Consider the following 17852-nt stretch of genomic DNA (forward strand, 5'->3'; position numbering starts at 1 on the left):
TTCCCAAAGTTAATCGTTAATAATTTAGAAACTCTTAGATATATAAAGCTAAAGCACCTTTAAAATTTATTAATTATCAACAGATCCGTATTTATAGTGATATACATCAGTAGCAGAACCATAATCGTTCATAAAACGCCATCCACCGCTCATTTTCTCGCCATTAAATTTTATTTTATCTAAAACATATTTATTGAAGGGTGGAATTAGTATTGTTTCTTTTAACTCATTACCATTGTAAGTAAAATCGACAATAGTCATATTAAATGGAGTAGGATTATCAATAACCCATTTACCATTACTTTTATTGATAGTAATTTTTTCATAATCCGAGGTTTTAGGGGCGGATATACCTTCCGGCCGATAAAAAGCCTTGATAACAATCGCCGTTACAAATACAACACTCAGCTTATTTTCTTGTTCATTATTTTTTGATGTTGGCGGTATAGCTCTTGCCTTAAAGTAAAAGAGCGACTCTCTATCTTTAGGTAGATTAGAGTAGTCATTGGGTCTAATTCTTACTGAGTATCCACTATTAGCTTCGACTCTAAATAAAGGAGGTAAAACAATAAAATTATTATTCTGAGATTTTTTATCCTCACCCAACATTGTTGTTTGAACAATGAGTGGATAATTCGAGTCATTTATAAGTTGAATATCTTGACTCACATCCTTATGTGAAAAAATAATTCTACTTTTATTTAGAGATATTCCATTCGCGAATACGCTGGATGTCATCAGTAATGCTATCAAGAACAGTATTTTTTTAAACATTAGAAAAACCAATTTAGTTAGTCAACCATATAAGTTAACGTGAACGTTGACTTGAATTGACCAATGTTTGCGTCAGATGCACAGTCTTTAACCCCATTCTTGCACATTAAATAGGCATAAAACTGTTTTTCCATGACATTTTCTTGAATATTGGTCCAAATTTTGTTTTTATTTTTATCAAAAAAGACATCATCAGCTTGCGTAGCTGTTTCTTTATCACTGATTCTTATAGCAAAAGTTCTCTCACCAGGATCATCTAAGAATCCATTATTTTCAACAACATAGTTACCATCTAAAGTAATATAATTATTAGCAAAGTCATTATTTTTACACTCCGCTAATTTAATCGAAAAAGGTAATTTAACTTTTCCCTCAGCGGAATCAGACTTTAATCTTGCCAAAGCGATTGAACCAAAATCAATGACATTCTGTGAAGTACCTTCAACAAGGATATCACATGTATTTTTAGGTACAGTCACATTAAATTCTATGTCTACCCCTTCTTTATCCTTTGCATTTGCATTTGCATTTGCATTTGCATTTCCAAATAACATACACACGCCTAAAGTAACCGCAAATATAAGATTATTTCTCTTAAAATTCATTATAATAATTCCTTATTATGGTTGCTCTAACGTAATATCTATAGAGGAAAGCAACTCTCCAGGTTTTAAAGAACTTTCACCATCTAATTTAACCACACTAACTTCGAATAAATTTTCTGCTTTACCATTCCCTTTTATAGTAAAAGGTACATGTTCTGATTTTGAAAGTTCAACTATTTTGCAACTGGACTCATCGTCTTTACAAGACCATAATACAAACGCTGCATTTGTTATATTATTAGTGGGATAGATCTTATTCATGCTATTAACTTCAGTACCACTGCCCGAAGTTATTTTCATCAGATATGGTACACCCGCATTTCCATTAGAAAAATCAAAGCTATCACATTCATAACCAAATAAAAATTGCTTCACATGCGTTTTATCTGTAACAGCTTCTTTTATTGTATTGGTCTGTATCGGTAAATTGAAAGTAACATCTAATGTAGGAGAGACAACTTTACAAGAGCCTTTAATGATATTACCTTTAACTTCAAATTTAACTGCATTTGCAACACTATTAAAACCCAATAAAAACGGTAACGCTAGGCAACCAAGTTTGATGTATTTAAAGTATTTGGCCATCATATTTCTCCTCGCCACCTAGATCATTAATTACAACCCATGTAGCTTGCTTATTATTCAAACCTCCACCGACTGTATAGCTATAAGAACTATATGGCGCAATCATGGTATTCTTTTTCTGTAGGCTTAAACTAACCTTTTTTCCACCAACCACTAATCTATTTAGATTTATGTAGTAAGGAGAGTTATTTTCAACTACTACACCTGATGGAGAGGATTTAATCACTAACTTCTTATATGCATCTTCTATTGATATAGGTAAATTATTAGGACGATAGAATAATTTTATAATATTATTATAGCCAATATTGATACCCGCACCTGTTGCTGGTCCATTAGTTGAGGGGATCATAGTGCCTGTAAAGTAAAAAACTGTTTCTCTATCTACTGGTAGGCTATGAGGCTGTATAAATATTCTAATATCTTGGCTTTTTTTACTATCAACTTTAACTAAAGGTGGATAAATTGCGAAAGGAACATTTTTACCACCGTTCTCTTGGGTTATAGCAAATTTAGCAAGATAGTTAATACTCGTATTATTTCTTGCACTAATAGAAATGCTTTCCTCTCCTTGAGAATAGACTAATCTTGTAGCATTTAACCCTACTCCACCATTCGCAAATGACTGCGCGGAAATAAATGGTAAAATAAAAACAAACAGTAAAATTAACAATCGCAGATTATCTATCGAAAAATTCAAATTTCTTTGTTTTAGTTTTATTGTTTGCATTATCTAAACCTACATTTTCCATCTTCAATAATAAGAGGCTGTAAATAGCCTCTTATGCCATTATCTAAACTTTATCAGTATTAGTTATAAGATACAGAGAAAGTAACTGGTACGTTTAATGTATCAGGAGCAACACCTACTTGAGTCAGTAAAAGTTTAGCCAATACAGGAATTGTAGTGCTACCGTTAACATCTACAGCGTTAGAGAATTTCAGCTCTGTGTCTACGTTTGGTTTGATATCTTTACCACCTGAAGATAATGCAACTGCTAAAGATTTAGCACCTGTGTTTGCAAAATACTCTGGGAATAGTGGAGATTCTTTACCTTCTGCATGAACGAAAATAGCTGCATCTTCTGCTGCTGCTTTAGAACAGTTAGTCAGGATCAGGTTGAAGTTTTTATCTGAACCTAATTGGTCTTTAACATTCTTACCATTAGTTTGGTCAAGAGTAAAAGTACCCCAATCAATTACAGAACCTTCCGCAGTTGAAGCTACATCACAAGAAGCCGCACGTAATTGAGCTTTGAAACGTACTTCAGTGCTTTTTTTACCTACTTCACCAGCAGCTAATGCTGAACCAGCTACCATTGAACTTGCTAATACTGCGATTGTTACTAGTTTCTTGTTGAATAACATTTTAAATACCTCTGTATTTATAACATGTAGTAGTGAAAGACATTGTTATTTAATGTTCAAATTTAAATTCGTTACATCCTTGTAAATCCAGTCCTAAAATTTTGAATATAAACTTGAATAATCAGCATTAGCCTATTTAGCTAACACCATTAGGGTTAAAAAAATCCTTTTAATCCCCTTTTTAAAGGCAAGTCAAAAAAATTGACTCTAAAAAAGGCACTACCCTTTCTACTTACATACTCAAAAACACATATTAAGTAGTCGTATTTTTACGGTTCTAGTGACTCTTGAATTTAACTTATTGTTAGCTTTCAGCTATCCAGTAATAGACTCCTGAGCACCGCCTATAGTAAAAAATAAAAATACTATTCCTATAAAGGAAAGTGACGGCCAATATAGAAATAGCTATATGGATAAAATTTTCAACCTAGTTAATTAGTCATTTCATTAACTATTAACTAGACAAAGATAATAGCCAACATCAGGAACATATTTAATGTTAGGAGTTTTCTTATATTTGAAAGATATCAAAATCTTTATCTAATTGCGTTTTCTCTAAAAGCAAAACGTAGTAGCATAATTATCTTTTTCAATATGAAGAATATTTCCAAACATCCTCATCAACTGGTTCCAATATTACCGCAACAATATCTTTTGTCAAAAACACAACAAAAAAGCACTACAAACAAAATATAATATTTACAAACACCAAGACAAAAGCACAAACAACCACAAAAGCTAAAAAACCATATTTTTAGCCATCAAAATTGGATTAATTTATATTTATAAAAGGTAAATAATTTATAAAAATTTACATTTGTATCCATTTGTTTGAAATAATTTCATTACATATAAAACTATAAAAAAGGAATATGCTGAAATAAAATTCTATATTTTATAATCTAACAATACTTAACACTAATTTACACACAAAAGAAGATAATTAAATCTATGTGGTTGAATTGTTGTAAGATAAGTCTTAATTGACATTCACCCCAAATGTAACAGTTCTTTACTTTTCATGTCATCCGCTTTGAGTGTAATGATTACCCTTTGGTTTTATTTAGAATTTCACCAAGTGGCTATTTTTTAATTAAACTTACGGCATTACTTTACTTAGATACAAAGATGTATCTCCACTCAAGAGAATAATTTTTCAATAGCAATGTTCTATCTCTAATCGTTACCTTTAAAAAACCATGATAATCCTAAACATATCAACGCTGTTCTCCTATATAGATAGGGGAAACATGCCTCATATGCAGTCGCTTAGCAGTGAACGATGATATTCCTTTATCTAAGGGTGAAGTGAGAGAATATAAAGATATTCATCTATAAAGAAGAGATAGAAGTATTTCAAAGACTTCTCGCGGTATGAGTTTATAACTAGAAAAATAAAGTGATATGAAATTCAAGATTTATTTTTGATTATGTGGGTCACGGGCAGTGAAACAATATTCGCTAAATAAATACATTAGAATATATAACTAAGTAAATACTACTCTATTTATGCCTCTACTAATTTTTTATTACAAATTAATTATCCACTAATGAAGTTTATTGATATTGCAGACGATCTTTTAACTATTCATAAAAAGACACTCCCCATAATAGCCTAGTGATTGTTGCTTCTATTGACGAAAAAATACTTACAAAGTACCTTAAGTCACAAATTATCGCTTTATTTTAATTAAATAAGACATCTTAAATAGAATATTTAACCACTATTGAGATACAAAAAACAAAATGCATAATTTTAAATTTTACACCTTAATTTTATAAGGTTAATGACCGTAGACGGTTATAGCATCCCAAAATCGGCAGTTTTGTGCCGTTTACCGATAAACATCGGTCTAACAGAAAAGCCTAGCCTAAAGCCTTACAATTACTGACGGTTAAGAAAAGCGCCCAAACTGTGTTATGACAATTAACCTCAAGCGATACATTTAAAATGTAATATGACTCTATTTTTGTCCGATATTGCGGATTAAAATTTTCATTCTTGTTTTTGATAAATAACTATTTTTCTCTATGTTAGCCCTTTTGCTCTCTTCTTATTTCCATCTCTATCTGCAATGAAGTTATGGTAAACTTGTTTACAACAGCAATTTTCAGTTTTGATGTAAGGTCAATTACCATGAAAAAAATGAGTGAAGATAAACTGCTAGTGATGGCCGAAAAAATTTGCCAATCAAGAGGCGTTCGGCTCACACCGCAAAGAGAAACTGTTTTACGCCTGATTGCACAGCAACATGGCGCAATCAGTGCTTATGACTTATTAGATTTATTAAGAGAGGTAGAGCCTCAAGCAAAACCACCAACGATTTATAGAGGCTTAGAGTTCTTAATAGAGCAAGGGTTTATTCATAAAATAGAATCAACAAATAGTTATGTCATCTGTCATCATTTCGATAACCCGAGTCATATCTCAGTAATGTTGATTTGTGATCATTGCGGAAGCGTCACAGAGAGTGATTGCACAACAATTGAAACAGCAATTATGTCTCTTGCAAACAGCCACCAATTTCACCTGAGACACACTGTGGTAGAAAATCATGGATTATGTCATGAATGTTACGAACTCAGCACTTGCCAGGATCATGAACATTGTGAACACAACCATGAGCAACCCGTTATCACAAAGAAGAAATAAGAAGTGGCGTAGAATTACTGCTGATAGTAGGTACTTGCTGAGGGAGCACTTAAATAGAGTGGCAGACTTTTTATCTAATTTAATAACCTAGTGACAAACCTAGGTTGATATTAGAAAACAGTAAAATCTGCCAGCAATATTTTGAAGGGTGGTTATAAGACCAATATTAACACCAATCACCATTGCGAATCACACCTACCGCTAATCCTTCAATAGTGAAATTTTGTTGACGTAAATCGACAATAATAGGTGCAAACTCTGGGTTTTCGGCGATTAACTCAACGCGGTTACCTTGTTGCTTAAAGCGTTTTACCGTAACCTCATCTTCAATACGCGCCACAACCACTTGCCCATTACGGACATCTTGTGTTTTATGAACGGCTAACAGGTCACCATCCATAATCCCGATATCTTTCATCGACATCCCATTAACACGCAATAAAAAGTCAGCATGTGGTTTGAATAGCTCAGGATCAACCTGATAATGACTTTCAATATGCTCTTGCGCTAATAAAGGTTCGCCGGCAGCGACACGCCCAATTAAAGGTAGCCCCTGAATTTCAGGATCATTTTCTTCTTCAAGCAGTAAACGGATACCACGAGAAGCCCCTGAAACAATCTCTATCACCCCTTTACGAGCTAAGGCCTTAAGATGCTCTTCTGCCGCATTAGGCGAACGAAAACCAAGGCTTGCTGCTATTTCAGCACGTGTAGGTGGCATACCCGTCTGAGAAATGTGATCGCGCACCAGATCATAAACTTGCTGTTGTCTAGCGGTCAGTGCTTTCATTTCGTTCCCCTGTTTGTTTATACAGTCAGACTGTGAGTATATACAGGTAAATGAAGATTTGAAACACTTAAATCACTCGAATGCCATATTTGCCAGTAATCTCACCGATAATCGCTCTGTTTTCGATAATTTCTGACTAGCCAACGAAATAATGCTGCCACAATATCGTCGCCCAAATAACTAAAGCTAACCCAATCGTGATAAACACAGCCGCTGAGCCAATATCTTTCGCTCGTCCAGACAACTCATGATATTCACTTCCTACACGATCCACGACCGCCTCTATTGCACTGTTAATTAATTCTACGATAGCGACCAGTACAACAGAGCTAATCAATAATAATCGGTCGATATAGCTAACATCCAGCCATAACGCGATAATGACAGCAAGTATTGCCGCAACGGATTCTTGCCGAAATGCAGCCTCATTGACCCAAGCTGCTTTCAACCCTTTAAGGGAGTAACCCGCAGCCTTAATTACACGCGTAAATCCCTTAGTTTGGTTTGCCATATTTATTCCTCAAAATTACAAAACAATAATCATTTTTTGCGGTCAAAGTTAATTGTCAGTAACAGATTTGCCAGTTGATTTCTGGTATGCTTGCGAAGCATTGTTAACAAGAGGCTATAATCATTTATGTCACTATGGCGTAAAATATATTACAACACGTTGAATTTACCACTTAAATTACTGGTAAAGAGCAAACTCGTTCCAACGGACCCTATTTCAGAACTTGAATTGGACACCAGTCGGCCCACATTATATGTGCTGCCATATCATTCTAAATCTGACCTTTTAACATTACGTCACCAATGCTTATCTATCGGCCTACCTGATCCTTTGGTCGATAATGACATTAATGGCACTAAATTACCGGCTTACGTCTTTATTGATGATGGCCCTAGAGTATTTCGTTATTATTCTCCTAATCCACGTAAAGAATCGGTGAAGGTATTCCATGCCTACTTAGATTTGCATCGTAGTAATCCGAATCTTGATATCCAAATGCTACCGGCTTCTGTCATGTTCGGTCGCTCTCCTGGGCGTGAAGGGCATACACCGGCGCCGCCATTGCGTTTACTTAACGGTATTCAAAAGTTCTTTGCCATAATCTGGCTTGGGCGAGATAGCTTTGTTCGCTTTTCCCCTCCAGTGTCGATGGGCTTGATGGCGCAAGAACATGGCACAGATACTATTATTGCGAATAAACTTGCACGGGTCGCGCGTATTCACTATTCACGCCAACGCCTTGCTGCTGTTGGCCCTAAATTGCCTGTTCGCCAAGAGCTATTCAATAAGCTGCTGACCTCAAAAGCCATTGAAAAGGCGGTTGAAGACGAAGCCCGTAGCAAAAAAATTCCACTGAAGAAAGCTCAGCAAAATGCCGTCAATATGATGGAAGAAATTGCCGCTAACTTCTCTTATGAAGCGATACGTCTTACTGACCGAGTGTTAAGTTGGACTTGGAACCGCTTATATCAAGGGATCAACGTTCAGCATGCCGAGCGGGTTCGCCAATTGGCGCAAGATGGTCATGAAATCGTTTATGTGCCTTCTCATCGCAGCCACATGGATTACTTGCTGCTGTCATACGTTTTATATCATCAAGGCTTAGTTCCTCCTCATATCGCGGCAGGTATCAACTTGAATTTCTGGCCAGCGGGGCCTATTTTCCGTCACCTCGGCGCTTTCTTTATTCGTCGAACCTTTAAAGGTAATAAACTCTATTCAACCGTATTCCGTGAGTACCTCAGTGAATTATTTGCGCGGGGTTACTCTATTGAATATTTTGTTGAAGGTGGCCGCTCCCGTACAGGCCGTTTACTTCAGCCAAAAACAGGTACCTTGTCGATGACGCTACAAGCGATGCTACGTGGCGACTCTCGTCCTATTACGATCGTGCCCGTTTATATTGGCTATGAAAATGTTCTGGAAGTGGGAACTTATGCCAAAGAGCTACGTGGTGCTGAAAAAGAGAAAGAAGGCTTCTTTTCGATGGTTCGCGGCCTACGTAAATTACGTAACTTAGGCCAAGGCTATGTGAATTTTGGTCAGCCTATTTCACTCTCTCAATATCTCACAAAACGTGTACCTGATTGGCGCGACTCGATTGACCCTATCGAACCTCAGCGCCCGAGTTGGTTAAACCCAATCGTCAGTGGGCTAGCAGATCACATTATGGTCAATATTAATAATGCTGCGGCAGCTAACGCTATTAACCTGTGCTCAACGGCATTACTTGCGTCGCGCCAACGTTCATTAACGCGTGAGCAACTTATTGAGCAAGTCGATTGTTACCTACAGTTATTGCGTAATGTTCCTTATACGGCTGATGCAACAACACCAAATAAAACAGCGGAGCAATTGTTAGAACATGCTTTGCAGATGGATAAGTTTGAAGTCGAAAAAGATAGTATGGGAGACATTATCATTCTTCCTCGTGAGAATGCCGTTCTCATGACCTATTATCGTAATAACATTCATCACTTATTGGTGTTGCCATCACTGATCTCGAGCATTGTGCTCCATCATGAAAGTATTAGCCGCCAAGATATCCACTATCAAGTAGGGCAAATTTACCCCTTCCTCAAAGCTGAATTGTTTATGCGTTTTGATAGTGGCTCTTTGGTTGAAGTCGTTGATACCTTAATTGATGAGCTAAATAACCAGAAATTAGTGTGCTTAAAAGAAGACGATATTGTCATTCTTAATCCACGTCGTATACGCCCATTACAGTTGCTCGCAGCAGGTGTTCGCGAAACCTTACAGCGCTATGCGATTACGCTTTCTTTACTCAATGCGAGTCCAGAAATTAGCCGTAATACATTAGAAAAGGAGAGCCGCATGCTAGCTCAGCGTCTTTCTGTGCTGCACGGTATTAACGCTCCTGAATTCTTCGATAAAGCAGTTTTTTCAATCTTAGTCGAAACGCTACGGGAAGAAGGCTACATTGATAATGATGAAAACGATATTTTCACGGCCAATGCGAAAAAACTCTATGCGGTTATTTCGCGTTTAATGTCGCCAGAAATTCGTTTGACTATCGAGAGCGTGAGTCAACCAGAGGAGCGCGCTACTGAGACAGAAAAATCAAAAGAAGACTAACTTTTAAGTCTAAAGAAACCAAAAGGGGGAATGCAATTCATGTTCCCCCTTATAAACAAAATCCCACGTTAAAAACGTAGGGTCGTCAGTACGTAAAAGGGGTAATGTGCTTCACATTACCCCTTTACTATTCCACAAATGGTTTACAAGTAACTTAAGAAAATCCCAATAAATAAGATCAATCCAACATAGTTATTATTTAAAAAGGCTTTAAAACACGGTGCTCGTTCCCTATCTACCATTAATTTTTGTTGGTAAATAAACAGCAATGCCGATAGTGATAGTGCGATATAGTACACCGCTCCTAAATCAGCCAATGAACCCACTAACACCAATAAAACAATCATCACGATCTGTAAAATACCAATAATCAGCTTGTCATATTGGCCAAACAGTATCGCTGTTGATTTAACGCCGATTTTTAAATCATCATTGCGGTCAACCATCGCATACTGGGTATCATAAATCACGGACCACAAGATATTGACCAAAAACAGTACCCAGCACACCAATGGTAACGATTCACTGACAGCAGAGAAGCCCATCGGGATAGACCAACCAAATGCGGCACCTAAAACAACTTGAGGTAAGTGGCTGACTCGCTTAACAAAAGGATAAATCCACGCCAAAGCTAATCCGGCAACAGATAGCCAGATAGTCATTGAATTTAGCGTCAGTACTAATAAAAATGAGAGACCAACGAGGCTAGCGAATAAAATTTTTGCTTCTTTTTCTGTCACATCACCACTGGGTAATGGGCGGTGTTTCGTTCGCTCAACATGGCCATCAAAGTGACGGTCTGCGAAATCGTTAATCACGCATCCGGCTGCACGCATCAAGAAAACGCCCGCCGTAAAGACAATAAGAATATGTAAACTCGGTATACTTTGAGCGGCAATCCACAACGCCCAATAGGTTGGCCATAACAATAATAGCGACCCTATCGGCCTATCAATACGCATCAAACGGCTGTAGGCATGCCATTTACTTAGCGCCATACTTCCCTCCATTTGTTGTGCTCCTTTTATTTTTTATCTTTTATATGCAGGTGATTCAGGTAAAAACAGTTCGGTTAATAATAAAGGTTTTTCAGATAATCTTAATAGAGAGCGGCGGATCCATCGCAAATTTTGCTGCCCTATATGAATATAATCACGGGAAAGATTATCATGGCTAAAGAGATAACGCCCTAACGGTACAGCACCGATATCAATAAGTTTCCGGTCTTCACCAGTCAATGTCTCCTGTGGAATTAACGTTCGTCCAAGTAACCATGGAATATTATCACCATACATAATGACTTCACGTAACCAATAATATTCACTGACAGGTAAACACGCCGCTTCTTCTTCGCTCAATGCCTCTTGAGTCACATAACGTTGCGTATAAGGAACAACCGTGACACGTTGGCAATGCTGCTCTAAGCGTTTTGTCATCGACCCTAGTTCATGTAGCCAATCTAAAACATTTTCAGGAACAAGGTCATCATCTTCTGATAGCCATGTTATCGGGTGAGAGATAAAAAGCGTTTCATCCATTACTCATCATTCCACCACTATACTGTGTGGTTTTGTATCATATTGGTTCTTAGCATGAAGGATATCACGTTGCCTTGCGATAAGGTTAAAGTTAGCTAACAAATTAGTTAAAAAATCACAAATCCCACATGAATTGTAAAATTTTCTTAAAATAATTTTTAACGCTAATGAGTCATACACACAAAATGATCAAGTAGAAATGATTAAATAGCGACAGCCTGCCATTATGGCAGGCTGTGAAAGGTAGCTATGACGCTTATCAACGCCAAGCTTTATAACGATTAATTAGCCCATTAGTTGAGCTATCATGGCTGCTGATTTCGTCTTTACTTTCTAACTCAGGCAAAATTCGGCTCGCCAATTGCTTCCCAAGCTCTACACCCCATTGGTCAAAGGTGAAAATATTCAGAATTGCCCCTTGCGTGAAGATCTTATGTTCATACATCGCAATGAGTGCACCTAATGAATAAGGTGTGATCTCTTTAAGCAAGATTGAGTTTGTTGGGCGGTTACCTTCAAACACTTTATAAGGAGCAACATACTCCATATCCGCAGGGTTTTTACCTTGAGCCGCAAATTCCGCATCAACAACTTCACGCGTCTTACCAAATGCCAACGCTTCCGTTTGAGCAAAGAAATTCGACAGTAATTTATCGTGATGATCACCGAGTGGATTATGCGTTACTGCTGGCGCAATAAAATCACAAGGGATCATTTTAGTTCCTTGATGGATCAATTGATAAAAGGCATGTTGGCCGTTTGTGCCCGGTTCACCCCAAATAATTGGCCCCGTTTGATAAGAAACTTTGTTGCCATTACGGTCAATATACTTACCATTTGACTCCATATTTCCTTGTTGGAAATAAGCGGCAAAACGGTGCATATATTGATCATATGGCAGAATCGCTTCAGTTTCCGACTCAAAAAAGTTGTTATACCAAATGCCAATTAAGCCAAGGAGAACAGGAATATTCTTTTCAAAAGCCGTTTGGGTAAAGTGCTTATCCATTGCATGAGCCCCTTCGAGGAGCTGAACAAAATTGTCATAACCCACAGACAAGATAATGGATAGGCCAATCGCTGACCATAATGAATAACGGCCACCAACCCAATCCCAAAACTCAAACATATTTGCCGTATCAATACCGAACTTCGCGACTTGCTCACTATTGGTTGACAGTGCCACGAAATGTTTTGCGATATGCTGTTCATCTTTCGCTTGTGCGAGCAACCAATCACGCGCTGAATGCGCATTCGTCATGGTTTCTTGCGTCGTGAAGGTTTTTGATGCGATTAAAAACAGAGTTGTTTCTGGATTTAAAACTTTCAACGTTTCCGCTATCTGCGTGCCATCAACGTTAGAAACAAAGTGCATATTTAAGTGATTTTTATAAGGGCGTAGCGCTTCGGTGACCATAAATGGACCAAGATCTGAGCCACCGATACCGATATTCACCACATCCGTGATAGCCTTGCCAGTATACCCTTTCCACTCGCCATTAATAATGCGCTCACTAAATTGATGCATCTTTTCTAAGACCGCGTTGACATCTGGCATCACATCTTTGCCATCAACATAAATCGGTGTATTGTCACGGTTACGTAGTGCGATATGCAATACAGCACGATCTTCGGTACGGTTAATTTTTTCACCACTGAACATACTATTCATTGCGCTTTTTAGCTGAGTCTCTTCAGCTAATGCGAATAATTTATCCAATGTTTCTTGAGTAATTCGGTTTTTGGAGTAGTCCACCAAAATTTGGTCGTCAAATGTCGCGGAAAATTTGGTAAAGCGATCATTGTCTTGTTTGAACAGGTCGCGCATATGGGTATCTTTCATTTGCGCAAAATGTTGCTCTAGCGCCCGCCATGCTGCCGTTTGGCTTGGATTAATACTATTCATGGATAACACTCTCCAAAATATTTGAAATAAAAATAATTGTAACTCGCCGAGTCATCTTGACCTATCACTTTCCTGCGTTCTTGCAATCCTTATGATATTGGGCAATTTTTTGCAATTTTTCCAGAGCTTATTACAGCCATCGGGAAAAGCGATAATAAATTAGTCATCATTAGAATTACTGATTTGCATCGATTCTTCATTGACGGCATCGGCCTAACCCGATATTTCTATATAAAAAATAGATTGCCAAAAGGGATTGATACCATGAATGCAGTAGCCTCTTTGCCAGAAAATAATCCGTACGTTATCGCCAAATTTGGGGGGACAAGTGTCGCTAATTTTGAAGCCATGAACAAAAGTGCAGACGTTGTTCTTTCGAACAATAATGTCCGCGTAGTGGTACTTTCTGCTTCTGCGGGTATCACTAATTTGTTGATAGAGCTTGCCGAAGGTTGCGATGCCGACAAACGTAATCAGCTACTGCAAAAAGTTAAAGAGATCCAATATGCGATTATTGATCATTTACAACATGCGGAAGTAATTCGCGAAGAGATTAATCGTTTATTAGATAATATTGCTCATTTGGCAGATTCCGCTTCTCTGGCAACTTCCGATGCGCTCACCGATGAAATGGTGAGTCACGGTGAACTTATGTCGACTTTGCTGTTTGTTGAAGTCCTCCGCCAGCGTGGGGCTAACTCACAATGGTTTGATGTGCGCAAAGTAATGAAAACAAATGCAAACTTTGGTCGCGCTGAACCCGACCTTTTGCAATTAAAAGAGTCGGCCCAACAACACTTGCTCCCTCGCCTACAGGGTTCTTTAGTCATTACACAAGGTTTTATTGGGCAAGATAGCAAAGGACGCACGACAACACTTGGTCGTGGCGGTAGCGATTATACCGCGGCATTATTGGCTGAAGTTCTCAATTTAGCACGTGTTGATATCTGGACAGACGTTCCTGGTATTTACACGACAGATCCACGCGTCGTACCCGCAGCACAGCGTATCGATGAAATTGCTTTTGACGAAGCCGCAGAAATGGCAACGTTTGGCGCTAAAATATTGCATCCAGCAACGCTATTACCTGCGGTACGTGCTGGGATCCCTGTTTTTGTTGGCTCCAGTAAAGAGCCACAAGCTGGCGGAACCTTAGTGTGTGATAAAACCGCGAATGCCCCTCAATTTAGAGCGTTAGCACTGCGTCGTAAACAAACACTGCTCACGTTACATAGCCTAAAAATGCTGCATGCTCGAGGCTTCTTGGCTGAAATATTCACGATTTTATTACGTCACAATATTTCCGTTGACTTGATCACCACATCCGAGGTGAGCGTAGCCCTCACATTAGACACCACTGGCTCTACAGGTACAAATGGTAGCTTACTCACCAACGCACTGATGACAGAGCTATCAGCGCTATGCCGCGTAGAAGTAGAAGAAAACTTAGCGCTAGTGGCCATCATTGGTAACGAACTGTCGCAAGTAAATGGCCTCGGCAAACAAATTTTTGGGGCGCTAGAATCCTTCAATATCCGAATGATCAGCTACGGTGCCAGCAGCCATAATATCTGCCTACTGGTACCAGGTAATGACGCGGAAGAGATAGTGCGCACTCTGCATTCAAATCTATTTGAATAACGGCTCACTTTACTGAGAAGACAGGCGCTCTTAGATAAAGGGCGCCTTTGACTTTATCGGCGAGAGAAAGCTAATTTAGCCGCGAACATAATAAAAATTAGCCCTGTTGTTCTGTCCATCCAGCGAATTACCGCCGGTTTTTTAAATAATGTCGATAGGGGGCGGGTAGCACCAATCAACAAGCCACTCCAAATAATCCCTAAAATGACATGGATCCCCACCAGCAAAAATGTCCACATCACCACATCTTTTCCGGCAGGGATAAATTGCGGTAAAAATGAGACATAGAAAATACCTACTTTTGGGTTAAGTAAATTGCCCAAAAAGCCTCGCATAAACCAATTTTGTTGCTTGGTGGATGTCGCGTTATTACCTGAAAAATGGTTTCTCGGTTTCAATAGCATTTGAACACCAAGCCAACACAAATAGGCAGCACCACACCATTTTAAAATAGAGTAAGCGAGTTCAGAGGCGGCAATCAGTGCGCCTAAACCAAAGGCTACCATAGCCCCCCACGCCAAACACCCTAACCCAATTCCTGCCGCGGCGGCAAAGGCCGTTCGTGTTCCCTGAACCGTTGATGTTCTTAAAATTAGTGCGGTATCAATACCCGGTGTTATTGTTAGCAATGTTGCCGCGAGTACATATGCGACCATCAATTCAGCTATCATTCATCACCTCCCTTTATCTTAGCCATCGCCTTTTGTACATTTGCCGTGTACTCCAACATCGCTGCTGTCACCGCTGCATTCTCTTTTAACAACCTTAAATTTTTTTGTGCTGTTGTATCATCCTGCTGACTCGCCCGCTCAAACCACATGATGGCTCGAAAGATATTTTTATCGCCACCAAGCCCCTTGGCATACATGACGGCAAGGTTATTTTGTGCATCGCTGAGGCCTTGAAACGCGGATTGTTGCCATAATTCCCGCGCTCTTCGCGCATCTTGTTTTACCCCATTTCCCGTTAAGTAAAAAATGGCCAATTGATTTTTTGATTGGATATCATCCTGCTCTGAGGCTTGTAGCCAACTCACCACTTTTTGAATATCTATCTCAGGGAGTTGCCCTGCAATATACAATTCAGCGAGTTTTGTTTGTGCTTCGACAATATCATCCTCGGCCATGCTCATATACCATTCAATGGCTTTTCCATGATTGGCTTTGACACCGCCTAACCCTTTTTCGTAAAACTCCGCGACTTTCATTGCAGCAGGAACAGAACCATTATTGGCGCCTAGCAAATACCACTCAAAGGCACTGCCAAGATCTTTGCCTACACCATCACCCTCTTCATAGCCCCGCCCCATCACAAACAGTGCATCTGTATACCCCTGTGATGCAGCACGCTTATACCAATACATCGCTTGATACGGGTTCTTTTCAATCAAACGGTGGCCTTCATAATAGAGATCCCCCATATTCATTTGGGCAATTGCTGAACCCATATTTGCTGCTTGTCGATACAAATCAATGGCTTTTTCCTCGTCCTGCTGAACGCCTTCACCCTTTTCATATAAGACAGCTAAGTTATTGACTGCCGCAGCCACTCCCTGCTGTGCACTCTTTTCATACCACATTTTGGCTTTTTGATAATCAACCTCACCGTCTAAGCCATCGTAATAAAACATGCCTAACGCCAATTGGCTATACGCGCCCCCTTGTTCGGCGGACTTCGTATACCATGCTTTAGCTTGTTTATAATCTTGCTCCAAGCCTAAGCCACGCTCATACAAAAAACCTAAACTATATTGGCAATCAGGGTCACCCTTTTCTGCCCCTTTCCGATACCAGCGCACTGCCTCTGCATATTTTTGCTGCTGTTGTGCTAAAAGCCCTAAATAATAGTCACCATCGGCACTGCCGCGATCAGAGACTTTTTTAAACCAAATGAAAGCCTTATCTGCATCAGGAGATAAATAATCAGTACCATCCATATAAACAAGGCCAATACCGAGCATGGCATCAATATCACCAGACTCAGCTTCTTTTAATTTATGAGTAAACTCGACAGGAAGGTTTTCAGGGGGTGTGGCAAGAGAAGCTGGCGGTTGCTGTTTTCCTTGTACCGATAATGTTTCCTTGGAATTAGCCTGCACAAAAGCAGCACTGCCTAAACAAAGCAAAAATATTAAGGGTCGTAAATTCATTCAATCAATCCATTCGCCAGCATTATGCTTATAACATAACACTCCTCATGGAAAAGCATAAGCGTTCAGCTCCTAAAATCAGCAACGAATAATAGAATATTTAGGCATATTTTAGGTGGTGAAAAACCGTTCACCACCTAAAGGGGATTAGTTGACTCGATAACCGCCATGTTTGCTTGCGAATAAATTAAATTTCCCCCATTCCACTAGCATGGATTCCAGCATTTCATGGCTGACCTTACATAGGTTCGCTATTTGTGACACAACAAATTGGTTTTCCCCGATTAATTCAGGGGAGAAAACTTCAGCTATCCAACCACACTCTTTCATGGTGACCAACCAACCGTCATTGGTGGCAAACTTATGCACAGGGATCATTCCCTCTTTCGGGCTTTCTTTCGATAATAATTTATCTTCATCGCGTTGTGCTTGGTGGAATGCGTCAATTTCTTCTTGTGAAGGAACAGGCTCAACCATTTGTGCATCTTCTAAATAAAGATAAATCTCCTCCGCACGAGCCGGTGTCAATTCACTTTTTAGCCAAATTTGATTGAAACAGTGGTCATCTAACATCTCATCGGTATCAAGCTTATCCATGATTTGCAAAATACTCATCATGGCGCTCACCAGATCTTCACTCATGAAAAATGTCTCAGGTGCCGCACTGTTTTGGATTTTATAAGGATAAACTGCCGTGTTCGGCAGCCTATCTTCAATAATAAATTCGTAGCTCATCG

At 39.0% G+C, this 17852-nt stretch carries 16 protein-coding genes; 3 read left to right on the forward strand and 13 right to left on the reverse strand.

Features of this window, described 5'->3' with window-relative positions:
* Positions 1-69: 69 nt before the first annotated feature.
* The 5 genes from PR833_RS09620 to PR833_RS09640 form a co-directional block, all read right to left on the reverse strand.
* Positions 70-774, reverse strand: a complete 705-nt coding sequence (locus PR833_RS09620) for a fimbrial biogenesis chaperone (RefSeq protein ID WP_272526059.1) — start codon at positions 772-774, stop codon at positions 70-72.
* A gap of 17 nt (positions 775-791) precedes the next feature.
* Complete coding sequence (locus PR833_RS09625) at positions 792-1379, reverse strand: fimbrial protein (protein ID WP_272526060.1); 588 nt, start codon at positions 1377-1379, stop codon at positions 792-794.
* 15 nt (positions 1380-1394) lie between these two features.
* Positions 1395-1967, reverse strand: coding sequence for a fimbrial protein (locus tag PR833_RS09630; protein ID WP_004926099.1), 573 nt, complete (start codon positions 1965-1967; stop codon positions 1395-1397).
* Entirely contained in the window at positions 1948-2694 is a 747-nt protein-coding gene (locus tag PR833_RS09635) for a fimbrial biogenesis chaperone (RefSeq protein ID WP_004925930.1), read from the reverse strand. Before PR833_RS09635 ends, PR833_RS09630 begins: the two co-directional genes overlap by 20 nt.
* 80 nt (positions 2695-2774) lie before the next feature.
* Positions 2775-3332: a fimbrial protein gene (locus tag PR833_RS09640; protein WP_004925927.1), complete on the reverse strand. Its 558-nt coding sequence runs from the start codon at positions 3330-3332 to the stop codon at positions 2775-2777.
* Positions 3333-5469: 2137 nt separating this feature from the next.
* On the opposite strand from PR833_RS09640, the gene zur reads away from it, so the two are divergent.
* Positions 5470-5985, forward strand: a complete 516-nt coding sequence (gene zur / locus PR833_RS09645; RefSeq protein ID WP_004925923.1) for a zinc uptake transcriptional repressor Zur — start codon at positions 5470-5472, stop codon at positions 5983-5985.
* Positions 5986-6151: 166 nt separating this feature from the next.
* On the opposite strand, the gene lexA is transcribed toward zur, so the two are convergent.
* Both lexA and PR833_RS09655 read right to left on the reverse strand, forming a co-directional pair.
* Positions 6152-6775 carry a transcriptional repressor LexA gene (gene lexA, locus PR833_RS09650; RefSeq protein WP_004925920.1) on the reverse strand — a complete coding sequence of 208 codons (624 nt, stop codon included), beginning with the start codon at positions 6773-6775 and terminating at the stop codon, positions 6152-6154.
* A 136-nt stretch (positions 6776-6911) separates the two neighbouring features.
* Positions 6912-7286, reverse strand: a complete 375-nt coding sequence (locus PR833_RS09655; RefSeq protein ID WP_004925918.1) for a diacylglycerol kinase — start codon at positions 7284-7286, stop codon at positions 6912-6914.
* A 126-nt stretch (positions 7287-7412) separates the two neighbouring features.
* On the opposite strand from PR833_RS09655, the gene plsB reads away from it, so the two are divergent.
* Positions 7413-9881: a glycerol-3-phosphate 1-O-acyltransferase PlsB gene (plsB, locus tag PR833_RS09660; RefSeq protein ID WP_004925916.1), complete on the forward strand. Its 2469-nt coding sequence runs from the start codon at positions 7413-7415 to the stop codon at positions 9879-9881.
* Between the two features lie 143 nt (positions 9882-10024).
* On the opposite strand, the gene ubiA is transcribed toward plsB, so the two are convergent.
* The 3 genes from ubiA to pgi form a co-directional block, all read right to left on the reverse strand.
* Positions 10025-10879, reverse strand: coding sequence for a 4-hydroxybenzoate octaprenyltransferase (gene ubiA, locus PR833_RS09665; protein ID WP_169342289.1), 855 nt, complete (start codon positions 10877-10879; stop codon positions 10025-10027).
* A 33-nt stretch (positions 10880-10912) separates the two neighbouring features.
* Positions 10913-11419 (reverse strand): chorismate lyase, encoded by a 507-nt coding sequence (ubiC, locus tag PR833_RS09670; RefSeq protein ID WP_004925912.1) that lies wholly within the window; start codon positions 11417-11419, stop codon positions 10913-10915.
* A gap of 259 nt (positions 11420-11678) precedes the next feature.
* On the reverse strand, positions 11679-13325 hold the full coding sequence (pgi, locus tag PR833_RS09675; protein WP_004925910.1) for a glucose-6-phosphate isomerase: 1647 nt from the start codon (positions 13323-13325) through the stop codon (positions 11679-11681).
* A 264-nt stretch (positions 13326-13589) separates the two neighbouring features.
* Between pgi and lysC the strand changes: the two genes are divergently transcribed.
* On the forward strand, positions 13590-14966 hold the full coding sequence (gene lysC, locus PR833_RS09680) for a lysine-sensitive aspartokinase 3 (protein ID WP_004925907.1): 1377 nt from the start codon (positions 13590-13592) through the stop codon (positions 14964-14966).
* Between the two features lie 53 nt (positions 14967-15019).
* On the opposite strand, the gene PR833_RS09685 is transcribed toward lysC, so the two are convergent.
* The 3 genes from PR833_RS09685 to PR833_RS09695 form a co-directional block, all read right to left on the reverse strand.
* Positions 15020-15637, reverse strand: coding sequence for a LysE family translocator (locus PR833_RS09685; protein WP_004925905.1), 618 nt, complete (start codon positions 15635-15637; stop codon positions 15020-15022).
* Entirely contained in the window at positions 15634-17115 is a 1482-nt protein-coding gene (locus PR833_RS09690) for a tetratricopeptide repeat protein (RefSeq protein WP_088498912.1), read from the reverse strand. The genes PR833_RS09685 and PR833_RS09690 overlap by 4 nt, the downstream gene beginning before the upstream one ends.
* A gap of 147 nt (positions 17116-17262) precedes the next feature.
* On the reverse strand, positions 17263-17850 hold the full coding sequence (locus tag PR833_RS09695; RefSeq protein WP_004925899.1) for a hypothetical protein: 588 nt from the start codon (positions 17848-17850) through the stop codon (positions 17263-17265).
* Between the last annotated feature and the right edge of the window lie 2 nt (positions 17851-17852).

Origin of the sequence: Providencia sp. PROV189, assembly GCF_028480065.1 — a bacterium.
Lineage (GTDB): Bacteria > Pseudomonadota > Gammaproteobacteria > Enterobacterales > Enterobacteriaceae > Providencia > Providencia stuartii.